At 35.8% G+C, this 20,245-nt stretch carries 20 protein-coding genes and 1 pseudogene; 17 read left to right on the top strand and 4 right to left on the bottom strand.

From position 1 onward, the window contains the following. Positions 1–90 precede the first annotated feature (90 nt). Both LCF45_RS19470 and LCF45_RS19465 read left to right on the top strand, forming a co-directional pair. On the top strand, positions 91–546 hold the full coding sequence (locus tag LCF45_RS19470; RefSeq protein ID WP_002014791.1) for a PNPOx family protein: 456 nt from the start codon (positions 91–93) through the stop codon (positions 544–546). A 246-nt stretch (positions 547–792) separates the two neighbouring features. Continuing rightward, complete coding sequence (locus tag LCF45_RS19465) at positions 793–2,121, top strand: PhoH family protein (RefSeq protein ID WP_002088317.1); 1,329 nt, start codon at positions 793–795, stop codon at positions 2,119–2,121. 49 nt (positions 2,122–2,170) lie between these two features. Here the strand turns inward: LCF45_RS19465 and LCF45_RS19460 are convergent, their stop codons facing one another. After that, positions 2,171–2,668, bottom strand: a complete 498-nt coding sequence (locus LCF45_RS19460) for a molybdopterin-binding protein (protein ID WP_002014789.1) — start codon at positions 2,666–2,668, stop codon at positions 2,171–2,173. Between the two features lie 150 nt (positions 2,669–2,818). Here LCF45_RS19460 and LCF45_RS19455 point away from each other — a divergent pair, with 150 nt between their 5' ends. The 3 genes and pseudogenes from LCF45_RS19455 to pyc all read left to right on the top strand — a co-directional run bounded on the left by LCF45_RS19455 (position 2,819) and on the right by pyc (position 8,192). Further along, complete coding sequence (locus LCF45_RS19455; protein WP_000135698.1) at positions 2,819–3,106, top strand: Fpa/YlaN family protein; 288 nt, start codon at positions 2,819–2,821, stop codon at positions 3,104–3,106. A gap of 125 nt (positions 3,107–3,231) precedes the next feature. Next, positions 3,232–4,410, top strand: a complete 1,179-nt coding sequence (locus LCF45_RS19450; RefSeq protein ID WP_002128874.1) for an FtsW/RodA/SpoVE family cell cycle protein — start codon at positions 3,232–3,234, stop codon at positions 4,408–4,410. 333 nt (positions 4,411–4,743) lie between these two features. After that, positions 4,744–8,192: pseudogene (pyc, locus tag LCF45_RS19445) on the top strand (pyruvate carboxylase). Between the two features lie 86 nt (positions 8,193–8,278). Here the strand turns inward: pyc and ctaA are convergent. Next, complete coding sequence (gene ctaA / locus LCF45_RS19440) at positions 8,279–9,214, bottom strand: heme A synthase (protein ID WP_002014781.1); 936 nt, start codon at positions 9,212–9,214, stop codon at positions 8,279–8,281. Between the two features lie 497 nt (positions 9,215–9,711). On the opposite strand from ctaA, the gene cyoE reads away from it, so the two are divergent. From cyoE to ctaG, 6 genes are all read left to right on the top strand, one after another. Next, on the top strand, positions 9,712–10,635 hold the full coding sequence (gene cyoE, locus LCF45_RS19435) for a heme o synthase (protein ID WP_002033731.1): 924 nt from the start codon (positions 9,712–9,714) through the stop codon (positions 10,633–10,635). 93 nt (positions 10,636–10,728) lie between these two features. Next, positions 10,729–11,778: a cytochrome c oxidase subunit II gene (gene coxB, locus LCF45_RS19430; RefSeq protein ID WP_078203115.1), complete on the top strand. Its 1,050-nt coding sequence runs from the start codon at positions 10,729–10,731 to the stop codon at positions 11,776–11,778. A 60-nt stretch (positions 11,779–11,838) separates the two neighbouring features. Next, on the top strand, positions 11,839–13,674 hold the full coding sequence (gene ctaD, locus LCF45_RS19425; RefSeq protein WP_002014777.1) for a cytochrome c oxidase subunit I: 1,836 nt from the start codon (positions 11,839–11,841) through the stop codon (positions 13,672–13,674). Next, entirely contained in the window at positions 13,674–14,297 is a 624-nt protein-coding gene (gene ctaE, locus LCF45_RS19420) for a cytochrome c oxidase subunit III (RefSeq protein ID WP_000557861.1), read from the top strand. The genes ctaD and ctaE overlap by 1 nt, the downstream gene beginning before the upstream one ends. 3 nt (positions 14,298–14,300) lie before the next feature. Next, entirely contained in the window at positions 14,301–14,633 is a 333-nt protein-coding gene (ctaF, locus tag LCF45_RS19415; RefSeq protein WP_002014776.1) for a cytochrome c oxidase subunit IVB, read from the top strand. Positions 14,634–14,714: 81 nt separating this feature from the next. After that, positions 14,715–15,620, top strand: a complete 906-nt coding sequence (gene ctaG / locus LCF45_RS19410; RefSeq protein WP_033708188.1) for a cytochrome c oxidase assembly factor CtaG — start codon at positions 14,715–14,717, stop codon at positions 15,618–15,620. Between the two features lie 36 nt (positions 15,621–15,656). Here ctaG and LCF45_RS19405 read toward each other — a convergent pair whose 3' ends face one another. Continuing rightward, positions 15,657–16,022 carry a YugN family protein gene (locus LCF45_RS19405; RefSeq protein ID WP_002014773.1) on the bottom strand — a complete coding sequence of 122 codons (366 nt, stop codon included), beginning with the start codon at positions 16,020–16,022 and terminating at the stop codon, positions 15,657–15,659. A 208-nt stretch (positions 16,023–16,230) separates the two neighbouring features. On the opposite strand from LCF45_RS19405, the gene LCF45_RS19400 reads away from it, so the two are divergent. From LCF45_RS19400 to LCF45_RS19375, 6 genes are all read left to right on the top strand, one after another. Beyond that, on the top strand, positions 16,231–17,265 hold the full coding sequence (locus LCF45_RS19400) for a CAP domain-containing protein (RefSeq protein WP_002128869.1): 1,035 nt from the start codon (positions 16,231–16,233) through the stop codon (positions 17,263–17,265). 174 nt (positions 17,266–17,439) lie between these two features. Continuing rightward, the gene (locus tag LCF45_RS19395) at positions 17,440–17,877 is read left to right on the top strand and encodes a YlbD family protein (RefSeq protein ID WP_002088296.1); all 438 of its coding nucleotides are present in this window, start codon (positions 17,440–17,442) and stop codon (positions 17,875–17,877) included. Positions 17,878–17,888: 11 nt separating this feature from the next. After that, positions 17,889–18,134: a YlbE-like family protein gene (locus LCF45_RS19390; protein WP_002014770.1), complete on the top strand. Its 246-nt coding sequence runs from the start codon at positions 17,889–17,891 to the stop codon at positions 18,132–18,134. A gap of 77 nt (positions 18,135–18,211) precedes the next feature. Next, positions 18,212–18,784: a histidine phosphatase family protein gene (locus LCF45_RS19385; protein ID WP_263893242.1), complete on the top strand. Its 573-nt coding sequence runs from the start codon at positions 18,212–18,214 to the stop codon at positions 18,782–18,784. 116 nt (positions 18,785–18,900) lie between these two features. Then, positions 18,901–19,353, top strand: coding sequence for a YlbF/YmcA family competence regulator (locus LCF45_RS19380; protein ID WP_002128868.1), 453 nt, complete (start codon positions 18,901–18,903; stop codon positions 19,351–19,353). A gap of 127 nt (positions 19,354–19,480) precedes the next feature. Continuing rightward, complete coding sequence (locus tag LCF45_RS19375; RefSeq protein WP_002088292.1) at positions 19,481–19,747, top strand: YlbG family protein; 267 nt, start codon at positions 19,481–19,483, stop codon at positions 19,745–19,747. A gap of 55 nt (positions 19,748–19,802) precedes the next feature. On the opposite strand, the gene LCF45_RS19370 is transcribed toward LCF45_RS19375, so the two are convergent. Continuing rightward, positions 19,803–20,192 carry a DUF7147 family protein gene (locus LCF45_RS19370; protein ID WP_002014762.1) on the bottom strand — a complete coding sequence of 130 codons (390 nt, stop codon included), beginning with the start codon at positions 20,190–20,192 and terminating at the stop codon, positions 19,803–19,805. Between the last annotated feature and the right edge of the window lie 53 nt (positions 20,193–20,245).

Below are 20,245 nucleotides of genomic sequence, written 5' to 3'. Positions count from 1 at the left end.
TTTTGAATAATAGCGGGAAAAAATAATATTTTCGCAATTCGAAAAATAGGTTATGATAAGGATATATAAATAATATTTGGAGGTGGAAATATGGCGAATGTAGTTGAGCCTACATTGACAGGTGATTTAGTACAATCTTTGCGTAAAGAGTGTATCGTTATGATAGCAACAACAGATTTCGAAAAACAAATTCCTAACGTAAGTGCTATTTCTTGGGTATATGCAGTGAGTGAAACTAGTATTCGATTTGCGGTAGATCAACGCTCACGTATTGTGGGGAATATACGGCATAGTGCAGGGGTTGTATTGACTATAATGGCGAATGAATCCGTATTTTCCATAAGTGGTGAAAGTGAAATTTTAACAGATAGAATGGAAGGGATTCCTCTAAAATTAACGGTAGTAGAAGTGAATGTACAAGAAGTTCGTGATGTTATGTTTTATGGTGCGAAACTTGCTACTGAACCAACATATGAAAAAACATATGATCTTCGAGCAGCTAAAAAGCTTGATAACCAAGTATTAGTAGGAATGAAAGAATTATAAAGAAGATGAATAGGAACATCGTTCATAAACTTTTACAAGTGAGTATTGTGATTTAATGTGAAAAATTATAATAAAAAGTAATATATTGAATAGAAATGAATAAAAAATAAAGAAAAGGTTTAATTTCTATGAATTTCGATTCTACCTCGTTTTTACGGTACATATAATTATAACAATGGTTCGTCCATATTTTATGGATGAAACCCTTGTTCTACAAATTTAAAAGTGGAGTCAGGGGGTAACAGGTTGGATAAAATTTATGTGTTAGATACGAATGTACTTTTGCAGGATCCTTTATCTATTTTTTCATTTGCAACAAATGAAGTAGTGATTCCAGCAGTTGTATTAGAAGAGGTTGATTCGAAAAAACGTTATATGGATGAAGTAGGACGAAATGCTCGCTATGTATCTAAGTTAATCGACAAATTTCGCGAAATAGGAAAGCTGCATGAAAGTATTCCGTTAGAAAACGGCGGTACATTTCGTATTGAATTAAATCATCGCTCATTTGTTCAACTGCAAGATATTTTTGTAGAAAAAACAAATGATAATCGAATTTTAGCGGTAGCGAAAAACCTCTCTTTAGAAGAACAAGAAAAAGAGGACGGGAAATCAGTTATTTTAGTAAGTAAAGATGTACTCGTAAGGGTAAAAGCTGATGCAATCGGATTGCAGGCCGAAGATTATTTAAGTGACCGAGTAATCGAAGTGGAAAATATATATTCAGGATTTTTAGAAGGGTATATATCAAAAGAACAGTTAGATTATTTTTATGAAAAAGGTGAACTACCTTTATCTGAAATCGCAAATCATCCTTTTTATCCAAATCAGTTTGTTGTAATGAAAGATGCACTAGGGGGTTCTAGTTCTGCACTTGGGATTGTGGATCATTTAGGTAAGAAGGTAAAAAAACTTATTTTTCACAATGAACAAGTGTGGGGGATACGCCCACGAAACGTGCAGCAAATTATGGGATTAGAATTGCTACTTCGGGAAGATATTCCACTTGTAACGTTAACAGGGAAAGCCGGTACAGGAAAAACGTTACTTGCATTAGCTTCGGGACTAATGCAAACGGAAGATTTAGGGTTATATAAAAAACTACTTGTCGCGAGACCAATTGTACCGGTAGGGAAAGATATAGGCTATTTACCAGGAGAGAAAGAGGAAAAATTAAGACCGTGGATGCAGCCGATTTTTGATAATCTAGAGTATTTATTCAATACGAAAAAGCCTGGGGAGCTAGATGCTATTTTAGCTGGAATGGGTTCGATTGAAGTAGAAGCGCTTACCTATATACGCGGGAGAAGTATTCCAGACCAGTTCATTATAATTGACGAGGCACAAAATTTAACGAAGCATGAAGTAAAGACGATACTAACAAGGGTAGGCGAAAAAAGTAAGATTGTATTAATGGGGGATCCTCAGCAAATTGATCACCCGTATTTAGATGAATATAATAACGGTTTAACATATGTTGTAGAGAAGTTTAAAGAACAACGTATTAGTGGTCATGTAAAGTTTGTTAAAGGAGAGCGTTCTAATTTAGCACAACTAGCAGCGGATTTATTATAAAAAGGAGTGAGCTTAAGCTCACTCCTTTTTTGCCTTTTAATTATACAATTTAAATGATTGTAAATTTACGGATGTTACGAATCGGATTTTGTCTATTAGATCCATCATGGAAATATAGATGAACAGGCCCGTCTTCTCGTAATGGTTTACCTTCTTTTGAAAAACCGAGAATAGCTTTATGAGCTGTTTCTAACGGAAGTGTAATTGTATTGTCTGTGGTTTCAATTTCGACATGAGTAGCATCTTCTAAAATTTCAGCATTTTTTAGAAATGGATGAAGTGGTATGCCAAAGGTCCCGTTAATAAGCTGTTCTTTTTTATATTTCTTTACACTTTGTTGTATTGGCGGGAAGGCAGCACCATCACGGATTTCGCGATCCCAATGCTCTGAAGTATGTTTTAAGTATGTTTCTAATTCGGATGATTCTTCTCTAGTTTCATCAAAGTAGGTTGTCAAATCTATTTTTCGATCATCGAAAATCCATACAGTTGGATCGATAGTGATTGGAAAACGAACTTTTCCATTAATAAATAAAATTTCGCTCATTGTTGTTCCCCCATTTGTGTTATACTCCCACTTTTCAGTATAATAGTATTAGACACTGTTGTCACAAAAAATGTTTCTATTGCAATTTATTAAAACTATCGCTAATATTAATAGATATGAGAGAGTAGGACGGAAACGGAGGGAATCAATTTGGCGTCTGAGACAGTATCAAATCATCAGGAAAAGGCACTAGCCCTTCTACAAGCGGATGCAGAGAAGATTTTAAGACTTATTAAGGTACAAATGGACAATCTTACAATGCCGCAATGTCCATTATATGAAGAAGTTTTAGACACACAAATGTTTGGACTATCCCGCGAGGTCGATTTTGCGGTTCGCCTTGGTCTTATTGCAGAAGAACAAGGGAAAGCAATGTTAGGAGAGCTCGAACGTGAGTTGTCTGCACTTCATGAAGCATTTACAAACAAACAACAATAACGGGTTCAAATAAGGGGGCTCAAACTGAAATAGTTTGGGCTTTTTATTTGTATAATAAAGAAGGAAGAACCTATATACATATGGAATACAACAATAATTAAATTGAAACAGAAAGAGGAAATGAAATGAAAAAAGTATGGAAATCGATGGATTATTCCTTATTACTTCCTCTTGTTATCTTATGTGTGCTGGGAGTAATAATGGTATATAGTTCTAGTTCCATTGTTGCGATTTCGAAGCATGGGAAACCAGCGGATTTCTTTTTTAATAGGCAAGTATTAATTCTAGCTGTTGGAGCGATAATGTTAGCGATTATCATTGCTATTCCTTATAAACTTTGGAGGAAGCGAATAGTTTTAATAGCAATGGGAATAGGTAGTGTTGGTTTATTAGCAGCAGCCTTGTTTTTCGGTAAGGAAGTAAACGGTGCAAAAGGGTGGATATTAGGTATACAGCCCGCTGAATTTGTTAAAATATCGATTATTATTATATTAGCTCGTTTTTTTGCGAGAAGACAAGAGACAGATACTCCTGTTTTTAAAGGATCGGGACTTACGCTTGGTTTTGTTGGATTGGCAATGTTTTTAATTTTAAAGCAAAATGACTTAGGTACCGATTTATTAATTGCGGGAACGGTTGGAATTATGTTTCTTTGCTCGGGGGTACGGATTAATTTATGGATAAAACGAATCGTTTTAACTGCCATAGTGTGGATTCCGGCACTATATTTTCTCGGGAATTATGCATTAAGCAAGTATCAAAAGGCACGTTTTTCCGTTTTTCTTGATCCATTTAATGATCCTCAGAATGATGGATTCCAATTAATAAATTCTTTTATTGGAATTGCTTCAGGAGGGCTAAATGGTCGAGGATTAGGGAACAGTGTGCAAAAATATGGATACTTACCGGAACCGCAAACAGATTTTATTATGGCAATTATATCTGAAGAGCTTGGTTTTATAGGTGTAGCTGTCATTTTAATTTGTTTATTACTTATTATTATTCGGGCATTTAGAATTGCACAAAAGTGTAAAGATCCATTTGGAAGTTTAATAGCAATTGGAATTGCAAGTTTGTTTGGAGTTCAAACTTTTGTTAATGTCGGTGGTATGTCTGGGTTAATACCGCTTACAGGGGTGCCATTACCATTTGTTAGTTATGGTGGGAGTTCTTTGTTAGCTAATCTGCTTGCAATGGGTATACTGTTAAATATTGCTAGTTATGTAAAACGACAAGAGAAACAACAAAACAAATTGACTAACGAAATAGAACAAGGTGGACCGCATCTTGTTGTTGTAAAATAAAAAACACATTGAGCTCTAGAGTTCAATGTGTTTTTTATTTTGTTAGATTTTAAATGTGATACAATATTGATTGTTTTAAAATGAAAAGTATATTACATTTAAGTTAATGTGATATACAATATTGTTGTTAGAAAAGGAAGAGGTATGCTATACTATTTTTGTGAAACAAATTGATCAGAAAACTTATCATTTGTTGAAAAATAAGGTATGATGGATAAAAATAAAGTGAAGCTTTCTAAGTATAATATAATGTAGAAAGTGAAGAACTTCACGCTCTTTAGAGTGTGTATGTATTTTATCTCTAGAGTGGTAGGAAAATAGAGGGGGAAAATCATGACAAAGCTGCAACGTATTCAAAAAGTATTGGTAGCTAACCGTGGAGAGATAGCAATTCGTGTGTTCCGAGCATGTTCAGAACTTGGATTAAACACAGTTGCGATCTATTCTAAAGAGGATAGCGGTTCTTATCATCGCTATAAAGCCGATGAGTCCTATTTAGTTGGGGAAGGGAAAAAGCCAATTGATGCTTATCTAGATATTGAAGGCATTATTGAGATTGCGAAAAGTAATCATGTAGATGCAATCCACCCTGGATATGGTTTCTTGTCAGAAAATATTCAATTTGCAAAACGTTGTGAAGAAGAAGGGATTATCTTTATCGGTCCAAAAAGTAAGCATTTAGACATGTTTGGAGATAAAGTTAAAGCAAGAACACAAGCGCAGCTAGCACAAATTCCAATTATTCCTGGTAGTGATGGTCCAGTAAATTCAATAGAAGAAGTTGAAGAATTTGCTGAAAAGTATGATTACCCGATTATTATTAAAGCATCCCTTGGTGGCGGCGGTCGCGGTATGCGTATTGTACGTGCTAGTGAAGAATTAAGAGAATCGTATAATCGCGCGAAATCAGAAGCAAAAGCAGCCTTTGGTAATGATGAAGTGTACGTTGAAAAATTCGTTGAAAAACCTAAACATATAGAAGTACAAATTTTAGCAGATGAAGAAGGTAATGTTGTTCATTTGTATGAGCGTGATTGCTCTGTACAACGACGCCATCAAAAAGTAGTTGAAATTGCACCGAGCGTGTCGCTTTCAGATGATTTGCGTCAGCGTATTTGTGATGCTGCAGTAAAGTTAACGAAAAATGTAAATTATTTAAATGCTGGAACGGTAGAATTCCTTGTAAAAGGTGATGAGTTTTACTTCATTGAAGTAAACCCACGTGTTCAAGTTGAACATACGATTACAGAGATGATTACAGGAGTGGATATCGTTCAATCGCAAATTTTAATAGCTGATGGACATGCATTACATAGCAAAATGGTAGGTGTTCCTAAGCAAGAGGAAGTGGTTGTGCATGGATTTGCAATCCAATCTCGTGTAACAACAGAAGACCCACTTAATAACTTTATGCCTGATACAGGAAAGATTATGGCGTACCGATCAGGTGGTGGTTTTGGTGTTCGTCTTGATACAGGTAATAGTTTCCAAGGTGCAGTTATTACACCGTACTACGATTCTTTACTTGTAAAAGTTACTACTTGGGCACTTACTTTTGAACAAGCCGCTGCAAAAATGGAACGTAACTTAAAAGAATTCCGTATTCGTGGTATTAAAACAAATATTCCATTCCTAGAGAATGTAGTAAAACATAAAAACTTCTTATCAGGAGAATATGACACTTCATTTATTGACGCGTCACCTGAACTATTCTTGTTCCCGAAACGTAAAGACCGCGGAACAAAAATGTTAAATTATATTGGTACAGTAACAGTAAATGGCTTCCCGGGAGTAGGGAAAAAAGAGAAACCAATTTTCCCAGATGCTCGTATACCAAATGTGATACACTCAGAGCCAATGCAAAATGGAACGAAACAAATTTTGGATGAGCGTGGAGCGGATGGATTAGTAAAGTGGGTACAAGATCAAAAGCGTGTACTTTTAACTGATACAACATTCCGTGATGCACATCAGTCATTACTTGCAACTCGTGTTCGTACAAAAGATTTACATCACATTGCAGAGCCGACAGCGAGAATGTTACCAAACTTATTCTCAGCAGAAATGTGGGGCGGTGCAACGTTTGATGTTGCATATCGTTTCTTGAAAGAAGATCCATGGGAACGATTACTAGATCTTCGTGAAAAAATGCCAAACGTTTTATTCCAAATGTTACTTCGTTCTTCAAACGCAGTTGGATACAAAAACTATCCAGATAATTTAATTCAAAAATTTGTAGAATGTTCCGCGCAAGCCGGAATTGATGTGTTCCGTATTTTTGATAGCTTAAACTGGGTAGAAGGCATGAGAGTTGCAATTGATGCTGTACGAGATACTGGTAAGATTGCAGAAGCAACAATGTGTTACACAGGAGACATTCATGATCCGTTACGCAGTAAATATGATTTAAATTATTATAAAAATTTAGCAAAAGAGTTGGAAGCATCAGGAGCTCACATTTTAGGAATTAAAGATATGGCGGGCTTACTAAAGCCAAACGCAGCATATGATTTAGTTTCAGCACTAAAAGAGACGGTGTCGATTCCAATTCACCTGCATACACACGATACGAGCGGAAATGGTATTTTAACGTATACGAAGGCGATTGAAGCAGGTGTTGATATTGTCGATGTAGCGGTGAGTTCTATGGCTGGTCAAACGTCACAGCCGAGTGCGAATACATTATACTATGCGTTAGGTGGAAACGAAAGACAACCAGATGTTAATATAGACTCATTAGAAAAACTATCTCATTATTGGGAAGATGTACGAAAATACTATGCTCCATTTGAAAGTGGTATGAATGCTCCTCACACAGAGGTATATATGCATGAAATGCCGGGTGGACAGTATAGTAATCTTCAACCAACAAGCAAAAGCGGTTGGTTTAGGAGATCGCTTTGATGAAGTTAAAGTGATGTATCGCCGTGTTAATGATATGTTTGGCGATATTGTAAAAGTAACACCATCATCTAAAGTTGTCGGTGATATGGCATTATTTATGGTTCAAAATCACCTAACAGAACAAGATATTTTAGAACGTGGACATGCTATGGACTTCCCAGGATCTGTTGTTGAAATGTTCTCTGGAGATTTAGGACAACCATATGGTGGTTTCCCGAAAGAATTACAAAAAAATTATTTTAAAAGGGAAAGAGCCATTAACAGTAAGACCGGGTGAATTATTAGAACCAGTAGATTTTGATGCTTTAAAAGAAGAGTTATTCCACAAACTTGGACGCGAAGTAACAATTTTTGATGTAGTCGCATATGCATTGTATCCAAAAGTATTTATGGACTACGAAAAAGTTGCTGGGATTTATGGAAATGTATCTGTGCTTGATACACCGACATTCTTCTATGGTATGAGACTTGGTGAAGAAATTGATGTGGAAATCGAGCAAGGTAAAACATTGATGGTTAAACTAGTTTCCATTGGGGAGCCACAGCCAGATGGAAATCGTGTGCTTTACCTGGAGTTTAATGGACAACCGCGTGAAATCGTAGTGAAAGATGAAAGCGTGAAATCAACTGTTGCACAGCGTGTGAAGGGGAATCGTGAAAATCCAAATCATATTAGCGCAACGATGCCGGGAACTGTTATTAAAGTAGTTGTAAAAGAAGGCGATGAAGTGAAAAAAGGTGATTCCATGGCAATTACAGAAGCTATGAAAATGGAAACGACGGTTCAAGCGCCATTTAGTGGTAAAGTGAAAAAAGTATATGTAAATGATGGGGATGCAATTCAAACGGGAGATTTACTCATTGAATTAGATCATTAAAATAAAGAAAAAGAGCTGTGCGAAAGCAGCTCTTTTTTGTGTGTAAATAATACCTTGCCGAATTGGCAAGGTATTAAAGTTTTACTTTATTTTGTTTGCTTAGAAGTTGATTCAGTTTCTTTTGCATTGACTGTACTTCTTGTACCTATCATAACTAAATAGCATAGTACAGCAAACAGGCAAGAAATGAAGAGCGAATGTAATAATGCCATTGCTAAACTAGCATTTGTAAATACGACTAAAATCCCTACTATAGCTTGAAGTGTAACAAGGATAAATGAAATAATCCATCCCCAGTATACTACACGCTGCTGCTTGTAATGGCGAATAGCGATAATCATCGCATATAGTATCCAAGCGAAAATTAACATCGCTGCAACTCTATGTCCCATTTGAACCCACTCATGTAGTTGAGTTGGCATAGGTCTATTTTTGCTACATAAAGGGAAGTCTGGACAGGCTAAGGTAGCTCGTTCGTGACGTACTAAAGCTCCTGTGTAGACAACGATATAACTGTAAATTGTTACACCATAAATATGAAATTTCATTTTTTTGTCCATAATAAGTGAACGTGCATCAAATTTCTGATCAATTTCAAAAATAAGACACGTTAACAAGATGACAGAAGCAAATGAAATTAAGGAAATACCGAAATGAATAGCTAATACAGCAGGCATTTGACCCCAAACAACCGCCGCCGCTCCCATTAATGCTTGTGCAACTAAAAATACGAAGGATAAAATTGCTAACGTCTTTGTTTCGCGCACATGTTTATAATATTTCCAGGACAAGATACAAAGAAGAGTAACAAGGATTCCTGCTGATCCAGATGTTAAGCGGTGACTTAGCTCAATAATAGTCTCCATTGATAAATTAGATGGAACAAATTCACCGTTACAAAGAGGCCATGATTTGCCGCATCCTTGGCCTGAACCCGTTTTTGTAACTAAAGCGCCTCCTAGTAAAACTACTAATAAATCGAGACTTGTAATGACTGCTAACCATTTAATAAAGCGTTGCAATCTCTTTCACCATCTTTCTGCTATGAAGTTATTGCGAAATATTTTCATTCCATTATGTATAGAATAAAACGTGCTACAGTCCTATGATATATAAAAAATAATAAAATAGCAAAGAAATGGAGGGCGAGGACAACGTACGTATTATAAAGAAAAAAATGGGATTTAAAATACATATTTTAGGAGGAATTTAGGCTATTTTGAAAAGAAGTGGGGAGAATACATGCTAAATATGACAAAATAGTTTATTATAGAAGATAACATCATGTTATGATAAGGATAAATTAGAATAAAGTTTTTTAATGTTCGACACAAAAAGTTCATGTTTTCTTCACAAAATGTTCGGGAAATGTGATTTAATATATTGGAGTATGGGCGTAGATTAGTAGTAGAATGGGTTAACAATATTTCTACTGTAATAATATTGCTATATAGAAGCGAAATATTTCACATGAAATATATGCTTAGAAAGATGATAGGTTTAAGAGGGGGTTAAAGTGATGAACCATGCAACAAGTGAGCTGCATGATGAGTCAGCTGTTTCAATTGTACCGGAAACAACTCGGTTACAAGATTTATCAGCGCTCGTTAAAATGGGGATTGTAAACTCAAATACACTTACTGTATTTACAGGATTTTGGTTGGCTTTACATTTTAATGGATTGAGTGTTATGGACAATCTAGATAAGTTATTTTTCACAATCGTTGGTTCGGCATTAATTATGGCAGGGGTATGTTGTTTAAATAACTACATTGACCGAGATATCGATCCATTAATGGAAAGAACAAAAAACCGTCCAACGGTAACAGGTAAATATAAACCTGGCTTTGCACTTGCATTTGGACTTGTAATTTTACTTCTTGGCTTTGCATTTTTATTACTTACTACACCGATGGCAGTGTTAATCTCATTTATTGGTGCCTTCACATATGTTGTTTTATATACGTTATGGACGAAGAGAAAATATACGTTAAATACTGTTGTAGGTAGTATATCAGGAGCAGTTCCACCTTTAATTGGATGGGCGGCAATTGATCCGTCTTTAAATCATCCAATTGCTTGGATGTTATTTTTAATTATGTTTATTTGGCAAATCCCACATTTCCTCGCATTAGCGATGAAGCGTGTTGATGAATATCGAAATGCAGGAATCCCAATGCTTCCTGTTGTACAGGGATTTGATATTACGAAACGTCAGATTATGATTTGGACAGTATGTTTATTACCACTACCATTTTATATGAGTGGACTTGGAATAACATTCATGGTAATTGCAACATTGCTTAACATCGGATGGATCGCATTAGGGCTTTATGGCTTCCGTCAGCAAGATGACATCAAGTGGTCCGTAAAAATGTTTGTTTATTCCCTGAATTACTTAACAATCTTATTTGTGTCAATGATTGTAGTTACATTCTTCTAAGACAACGACATGATTGGATTTCTTTACGTTGAGATTTACTTTACTTAACTATAAAGTACAATCTAATTCACAAAGAAAGTGGGGGTTGTTTGTATGAAGAAACAGTGGCGACTGCTTTCGTTCGTTTCACTGCTGGCTTTACTGTTAGGGGGATGCGGTAAAGCTTTTCAGTCTACTTTAATTCCGCAAGGGGAAGTAGCAAAAATGCAATATGATTTGCTCTTACTAGCGAGTGCAATCATGGTAGGAGTAGTACTTGTAGTTACTATTATTTTCTTATATGTAATTGTGCGTTTCCGACAAAAAAAGGGTGAGGAAGATTATATTCCAGAGCAAGTTGAAGGAAATCACAAACTAGAAATTATATGGACAGTCATTCCGATTATTCTTTTGTTAATCTTGGCTGTTCCGACTGTTACATATACATTCAAGCTTGCTGATGTAAGTGCGATGGAGAAAAAGAATATTGATAAAGATACTATCGTTGTTGATGTAACAGCGAATCTTTATTGGTGGGAATTTTCTTATAAATCAGAAAAAATAGTAACTTCTCAAGATTTAGTTATCCCCACAGGTAAGAAAGTGTATTTGAATTTGAAGGGTGCCGATATTAAACATTCGTTTTGGGTTCCATCTTTAGCTGGGAAAATGGATACAAATACAGATAATGTAAACAAAATGTGGTTAAAGGCAGATAAATCGGGCACTTATAATGGTTTTTGTACAGAATTTTGTGGCCCATCACATTCTTTAATGCAGTTCAAAGTGAAAGCTCTGGATGAAAGCGAGTACAAAAAGTGGCTTGCTGACATGAAGAAGATTGATGGAAAAAAAGAAGTAGCTTCTACAAAGGCGCAAGAGGGTCAAGAAATATTTAATAAAAGCTGTATTGGTTGTCATGCAGTTGGATCAAATGATAGTAGACCACCTTCTGCTCGTATCGCACCGAACTTAGCAAACTTCGCAGATCGCGATATGGTTGCTGGTATTGCCGAAAATAATGAAGAGAACTTAAAAAAATGGCTCAAAGATCCTGAAAATATGAAACCAGGTAATAAAATGACTGGTAAATATGACAACTTAACGGATGATCAAATTAATGCATTAAATGCATATTTACAAACGTTAAAGATTGAAAAATAAAGAGGGATCATTTGCGAAGGGGAGGTTGAAAACGTGAGTTCTGTAGCAAAAAAACAGGGGATGGGTGCTGTCATATGGGATTATTTAACGACAGTAGACCATAAAAAGATTGCCATTCTCTATTTAATTGCAGGTGGATTGTTTTTTGTAATAGGTGGAATAGAAGCACTATTTATTCGCCTGCAGTTAGCGATTCCTAACAATGCTTTTCTTGTTGGGGATGCTTATAATCAAGTATTAACGATGCACGGTACAACAATGATTTTCCTCGCAGCTATGCCACTCGTGTTTGCATTTATGAACGCCGCTGTACCACTTCAAATTGGAGCACGTGATGTGGCGTTCCCGTTTTTGAATTCGCTCGGATTTTGGTTATTTTTCTTTGGTGGATTATTTTTAAATTTAAGTTGGTTTTTAGGAGGAGCGCCTGATGCAGGGTGGACATCGTATGCATCTTTAGCTTTAGCCTCTAAAGGACATGGTGTTGATTTTTATGTACTCGGCTTGCAAATATCAGGTATTGGTACATTAATTGGAGGTATTAACTTCCTTGTTACAATTATTAATATGCGCGCGCCAGGGATGACGTACATGCGCATGCCGATGTTTACATGGACAACATTTGTAACATCTTCACTTATTTTATTTGCATTTCCACCATTAACTGTAGGATTAGGACTTTTAATGTTAGATCGTTTATTTGGCACAAGTTTCTTTAATCCGGCACTAGGTGGGAACACGATTATATGGGAGCATTTATTCTGGATCTTCGGTCATCCGGAAGTATACATTCTTATACTCCCAGCTTTCGGAATATTCTCAGAAATCTTCGCCACATTTTCGAAAAAACGATTATTCGGTTATTCCTCTATGGTGTTCGCGACAGTATTAATAGGGTTTTTAGGATTTATGGTATGGGCGCATCATATGTTTACTGTTGGTCTTGGGCCTGTTGCAAATGCTATCTTCTCGGTTGCAACAATGGCGATTGCAGTTCCAACGGGTATTAAAATATTTAACTGGCTCTTTACAATGTGGGGTGGAAGTATTAGGTTTACAACACCAATGATGTGGGCGGTAGCTTTTATTCCATCCTTCGTTATGGGTGGAGTTACAGGTGTTATGCTTGCTTCTGCACCAGCTGATTATCAGTTTCATGATAATTATTTCGTAGTAGCACACTTTCATTATGTAATTGTTGGTGGTGTTGTATTTGGTTTACTTGCAGGTGCGCATTATTATTGGCCACTTATGTTTAATAAAGTATTAAATGAAACATTAGGTAAGATAACATTTTGGTTATTCTTTATCGGTTTCCATTTAACATTCTTTATTCAGCATTTCCTTGGATTGATTGGTATGCCACGTCGTTACTACACATATCTTGAGGGCCAAGGGTTGGAAATGGGGAATATGATTAGTTCTATCGGAGCTGTGTTTATGGCTCTTGGAACGATTGTTCTTTTATTCAATGTAATAAAAACAACGGTATCAAAAGAGAAGGCTGGCCGTGATCCATGGGATGGACGTACATTAGAATGGACAATGCCAGCACCAACACCGGAATACAATTTTAAACAATTGCCATTTGTTCGCGGATTAGATCCGTTTTGGATTGAAAAACGTGAAGGTAATAAAGAGATGACAGCAGCGGAACCAGTTGGTGATATTCATATGCCAAATGCTTCATTTTCACCATTTATCATTTCTCTAGGCTTATTCATAGCAGCATTCGGTGCGATGTATATGCAGGGTGGCAAAGATAAATTTTGGTTATTAGTAGCGATTATCGGTTTAATCATTACGTTTGGTACAATGTTCCTTCGTTCAGTAATTGATGATCATGGATATCATATTCATAAGGAAGATTTAGATGATAAGGGGGGCAAGGCGTAATGCATGTAGATGAGAAATTAACGAATGAAACATTTCCAGCAGAGCCTGAAAAAGCAACCCTTGAGGGGAAAAATAAGTTTGTTGGTTTTTGGTTATTTCTTGGAGGCGAAACAGTGTTGTTCGCTTCCTTATTTGGCACATATTTAGCGTTAAAGAACTCTACAAATGGTGGACCAACATCTCAAGAGATGTTTCAAATGCCACTCGTTTTCATTATGACGATGCTTTTGTTAACAAGTAGTTTAACGAGTGTATACGCAATGTATCATATGAAAAATTTTAACTTTAAGAAAATGCAACTTTGGTTACTTGTAACAGTGTTGCTTGGCTTAGGATTTTTGGGGTTTGAAATATATGAGTTTTATCATTATACGCATGAATTTAAGCATACTATGAGAAGTAGTGCATTTGGTTCTGCATTTTATGCTCTTGTTGGTACACACGGGCTCCACGTGTTGTTTGGATTATGTTGGATTTTAACATTAATCTTTAGAAACGCGAAGAGAGGCTTAAATTTATACAACGCACCAAAGTTTTATGTTGCATCAATTTATTGGCACTTTATTGACGTAGTTTGGGTGTTTATTTTCACTGTAGTATATTTGATGGGAATGGTGGGATAAACAATGGCGGTTAAGCAAACGAATAATCCTAAGGTGGATCTTGTTTATCGGAAGAGAAAAAGTGCAGAGGAAATGAAGCACCAAGTTGTTACATTTTCACTAATGATTTTTTTAACATTAGTTGCATTTGCAGCGGTGGCATATCCGAAAACATTTAGCCCGATTTTTTCGGTTCCATTTATATTATTGTTAGCAGTCATTCAAGTTATATTTCAGTTATATTATTTCATGCATATGAGTCATAAAGGGCATGAAGCGGCGAGTTTCTTCTTGTACTCTGGATTGTTAATTGGTTTATTAACAATATTAGCCTTTATGACAATTGTGTGGATTTAAACAGTGATAGTAGGGGGCTCTGATATATCAAAGCCCTCTTTTTATATGAAATATAAGAATTTTGAAAAGGTAGGTGTGGAAATGGAAAACTTATGGGTATTTGGTTTTCAAGCTTTATGGAGTCCAATTTTTTTATTATTTATGATCTCGATTCTTATTAGTTATTTTTTAATTATTGGACCGTATAGAACGCGATTTGAAAATGCGACAAAGGTAAGTAAGAAGCAAATTTTTTATTTTACGACCGGGATTGTTCTTTTGTATGTTGTAAAGGGAGGACCTATTGATTTAATTGGTCATATCATATTTAGTGCACATATGTTTGAGATGGCAGTAATGTATATTGCGGTGCCTCCGTTATTACTGCTTGGTATACCTGTTTGGTTATATCGTTATATTACTTCTTTTAAGTTCGTTCAAATTGTGATAAAGTTTTTTGCTAAGCCGCTTATTGCGTTGTTTGTATTTAATGGCCTGTTTTCCTTTTATCATTTGCCAATTGTTTTTGATGCAGTAAAACAAAGTCAAATAGCGCATCCTATTTGCCTTGCTATATTGTTTTTTGCAGCAATGATGATGTGGTGGCCAATGTTAAATCCACTGCCAGAATATCAAACTTTAAGTGATATTAAGAAGCTTGGTTACATGTTTGCTAATGGTATTTTATTAACGCCAGCTTGTGCGTTAATAATTTTTGCGACTGCACCATTATTTGCAACATATACAGATCCGGCCGCTTGGATGAAGGCAATGGAACTCTGTGTACCGGCGGGTACTTTATCAGATTTAAATATAACTGGACCAGAATTTTTACATTGGATGCCGGTAGTACAAGACCAGCAAACAGGTGGTATTATTATGAAAATTGTCCAGGAAATAGTGTACGGTACGATTATCGGTTATGTGTTCTTTAAATGGGCACGTAGAGAGCGTGAAAAGGATAAAGAGCAGCTGCAAGAGTTACCTCCTTATTTGCAGACGAAATAAAAACTAGCGCATCGTGTTAATGCGCTAGTTTTTTTGTTATTCAATAATTTGAAATTCTTTTAACTCTTTTTCAATATTTTGTAGGAGTTGTTCGCTTTTTTGAAGTACATTCGTTGGAAAAATCTCATCATCGCCATATTCAACGCCATGAGGATAATAATGTTTTCCTAATAAGGGTGGCAATAGTTTTACTTGAGCGTGTCTGCCGCCGATGTCACCTTCAACAGCAAATCCTTGTACACGTAAATAATAAATATCCTTTAATATTTCAAATTTATAATCATATGTAACGCGTTCGTAATCCCATTGTCCGGCAAGTACAAAATGATTGTTTTCCATAATCTCAGTTAAAAGAGTTAGATCAACGACTGCATCAGTAAAGTTTGTATTTGTAAATTGCATAGAATACCTCCTTATTTTAATGTTAGTTCATTATTTTTATAATAGTACGAATAATAAGAAAGTGCAATTCGTATTGCAAGAAAAGGGATAATCCAGACTTTTTTTCGTGAAAATATGATATAGTGAAAAGAGTACGGTACACACAAAAAAGGAAAAAAAAGGATTTGTGTATATCTCGATTTTATGCTTTGTTCAGGAGGTATATCGTTTGAAGAAATTATTGCGTATCGTAATGATTACATTTTTAATTTTAGCTGTTGATTTATACGGGAAGTTACTCGTGTCACAATATATATTAACCCCATCTCACTCTAAGCAAGAAAATAAAATTGTGAAAAAGAAGAAGCAAGTAAATGAAGAATCCACAGACACTGTTTTAAATATGATCGGTGGGGACTCTGAGAATTTATTAGCGAAGTGGGGCGAACCATCTCGAATAGAGCCGTCTGCTTATGGATATGAATGGTGGGTGTATAATCAAGATTTAGCTCAGTATGTTCAATTTGGAGTTGCTGAACGTAAAGTTGTAACGGCGTATGTTGCTGGTGAGCAAGTTAAGGTGGCTCCCTATTATATAAATGAAAAGTATGAAGAGGTATATAAAAAGAATCCACTTTCACATGAGATTTCATTAAAAAGAGGAAAGAATAGTTATCAATTTGAGTTATCTGATACGGAAGTAATGGAACAACCGCTAGTACCTGTAGAAGATGGATGGGCACAATTATACTTTGATCACTTTACACATGAGCTTGTTGGTCTTCGTTATATGGATGATGAAACGTTATTACGACAAAGACCATATCAACTTGTTTATTCAGGTGAATTAATAGCGGAACAGCCGCTGACGCCAGAAAAAATGAAGCAAGTAGAAAATGGAAATATGCAACAAATTCTCGATTTAACAAATATTATTCGGAATCGTCATCAATTACCGTTGTTAACGTTGGATCAACAAACTGCAGATGTTGCGTTTGGCCATAGTAAAGATATGAAGGATAATAATTATTTTTCACACGATTCACCTACTTTTGGTACGTTAGGAGATCGCTTGCAACGTGGGCAAGTGGCTTTTCAACTTGCTGGTGAGAATATAGCGGCGCAACATAGCGATGGAATTGCGGCGGTACAAGGTTGGTTAAATAGTGAGGGTCACAGAAAGAATTTATTAAATGAGCAATTTACTGGATTAGGTGTTGGGGTATATGATAAATTTTATACTCAAAACTTTATCCGAAAATAAAATGAAACTTTAATCAGTGGGGGACATCCTTCAATGATTATTAGCCTTCACCAATCGGGCTTTAACTGTCCACAAATAGGAAGATAAAAAGGTGCATGAATCGTCTAAAAATAGGCGAACCATGTGCCTTTTTTTTCTTACAATATAGTAGATATACATGAAGAGGTGAGGATTATGCCAACAACAAAAGGGCCGTTACATCCATCGGTTCAACAGTTTAAAGAGTTTGTAAACCATCACCCTAAAATGGTTCATGAGGTTAGAAGTGGTCAAAAAACTTGGCAGCAATTTTATGAAGAATGGTACTTACTTGGTGAAGAAGATCAAATATGGACAGCATATAGACCTGATGGAGCACCTGCTTTTTCTTCGGTAAAAGAAAATAAAGAAGAAAAAGAAAATCGAACAGAAGAGGAAAAAACTGCTGATGTGATGGGGCAAATGCTTTCTTTCTTTAAAAAGCTAGACGTAGAACAAATGCAACATCATTTAGCAAATGTAACGAGTGCGATTGGTAGCGTGCAACAAGTTATTCAACAATTTCAAGGAAACCGTGCGCAGCAAGAACAAAGTACTTCTGAAAATAATCCTTTTTTCTTTCAAAAGGATTAGGGGGAAAGAGAATGAGAGCAGAGCTTATGGAGTTTATAAAAGCTGATGAGGATTTAGCTCGCTATATTCGGGAACAGCCATACTGGTACCGGAAATTGACGCGTAACCCAGAAGAAAAAGAAGCTTTTGAGTTAGCTGCCATGCAGCATTTCAAAAAAACGATACCAGATAAAGTGGAAAAATTTCAAAATCAATTGGCCGTTGCTTCAATTATGATTGATATGTTCCAGTATATGAAGCAGCAAAATACGACGTAATTGGAAGGGAAAACTATGTCCGTTATGCAAAACTTTTGTTACAATAGAATCGGATTATTTAAAAAAGGAGTTGCAGCATGACGGAAATTTGTTTAGTACGACATGGACAAACTGATTGGAACTTTCAAGAGATTATTCAAGGGCGCGAAGATATTCCACTCAATGAAGTTGGGAAGAAGCAAGCTAGTCAAAGTGCAGCTGCCTTGCAAGCGGAATCGTGGGATATAATTATAAGTAGCCCGTTAATTAGAGCGCAAGAAACAGCTAAGGAAATTGCTGGGGCTATTGGATTACCATCTATTTTATTAGATGAGCGATTTATGGAACGTAATTTTGGCGAAGCTTCTGGGAAACCAGTTGCGGCCGTTAGAGAGTTAATTACAGAAGGTAAAGTAGAAGGAATGGAGCAGGATGAAGAAATTGTAGAGCGCTGTTTTACGGCTTTACAACAGGTTGCAGCAGCACATGGAGATAAACGTATTATCATTGTTGCGCATTCACATGCAATAAAAGCTATTTTACACGCAATTGCACCAAATGAAATTACATTTAAAACGCCGTTAAAAAACGCATGTATTAGCTACGTGAAAGAGAATAGCGGGAAATGGGATGTTCTTAAATATAATATTGCGGAGCATATTAGTGTATAAGAGTGCAAGAAGATTGTATGAAAAGTAATTAGAATCATATCTTTCTTTTAGGTGAGACACTTCAATTAGTAGTTCTGTTCCAAATGTGTTATGATGAATACTCGGAGGTGTCTCTCATGATTGTAGCGACGCTGGAAAGCGTATTGATTTTAGATAAGGCAGAGCAGCTTGCAAAAGCGATCATCTGTTCAGATATAGCAGAAGATTACCGTAAGTATTATAAGGATTTACAAGAAGATATAGAAGTTCAGACGCTAATTCAGCAATTTACAGCGATGAAAGAGCGATACGAAGAAGTGCAACGTTTTGGTAAATATCATCCTGATTATACTTTCGTTTCGACGAAAATGAGGGAATTAAAGCGTTCTGTAGATATGCATGATAAGGTTGCGACCTTTAAAAGAGCAGAAACAACTTTACAGAAGTTATTAGATGAAGTTAGTGTAGCAATTGGTTCTGAGGTGTCTTCTTCCGTTAAAGTTCCAACAGGAAATCCGTTTTTTGATGCGGGTGGCTGTGGCGGTGGTTGTGGTACCGGAGGCGGTTGTGGTTGTAAAAAAACGGGGTAATTTACCCCGTTTTTTAGAATATAGAAGAAAACGTATACAGAGTTTGTTCTTTAATGTCATAAATTTATGATTGGTTTTCATAAAATATAAGAATATAAGTTTTTAAAAGGAGAAGATGGAGAAGATTATGTTCGGGCAACGACAAAGTATGATTGTTTATTTACATTCATTGAAACATGCCAAGATTTTAAGGAAATATGGTAACATTCATTACATATCAAAACGTTTGAAATATGCCGTTGTATATTGTGATATGGAACAAATTGAGCATATGATGCAAAAATTGAATAAACTTCCTTTTGTAAAAAAAGTAGAACAGTCGTATCGCCCATTTTTAAAAACGGAATTCGAAAATTCGCGTCCTGATCGGGCAAAAGAATACGATTATAGCTAAGTAAAAAAATCCCCTGCTAAATTTAGCAGGGGATTTTTTTACTTGAAATAACGTGTTATTTCATTGGAGGAATGAAATTGTTCATTCGTAAAATACCAATTAGATGATTAAAAAATAGTTCTTTTTCAGGGAAAGTTGTTGATGGTTTTACAGTAAAGGGAGTAACTTTTTTCCCTATTTGTTCCGCCATTTCTTCAAATAAAACGACACGTTTACTTTTTTTATTTTCAAGTACAGGAATGCCTTCACGACATATGTATAATGGTTGGAAATCACCAGTAGTTGTCGGTTTTAGTATTACAACAAGTGAACACACTTTTTTTTCGTTTTTTACAGTTTCGAATTGTAACATATGTGTTACACGTTCTTGGTTTGTTTTGGCAATTTCAAGTAATTCATATAAGTCAGAGTAGCCTTCTCCGAGTTCTATAAAGCGTTGAATCATATTTTTTCCTCCTCTTTCTTTTACTGTACCACCTGACTTTTTAAATGAAAAGT

The organism is Bacillus sp. 41-22, from assembly GCF_025809295.1.
Taxonomy (GTDB): Bacteria; Bacillota; Bacilli; order Bacillales; family Bacillaceae_G; genus Bacillus_A; species Bacillus_A mycoides.
This window is presented reverse-complemented; position numbering and strand designations above follow the sequence as displayed.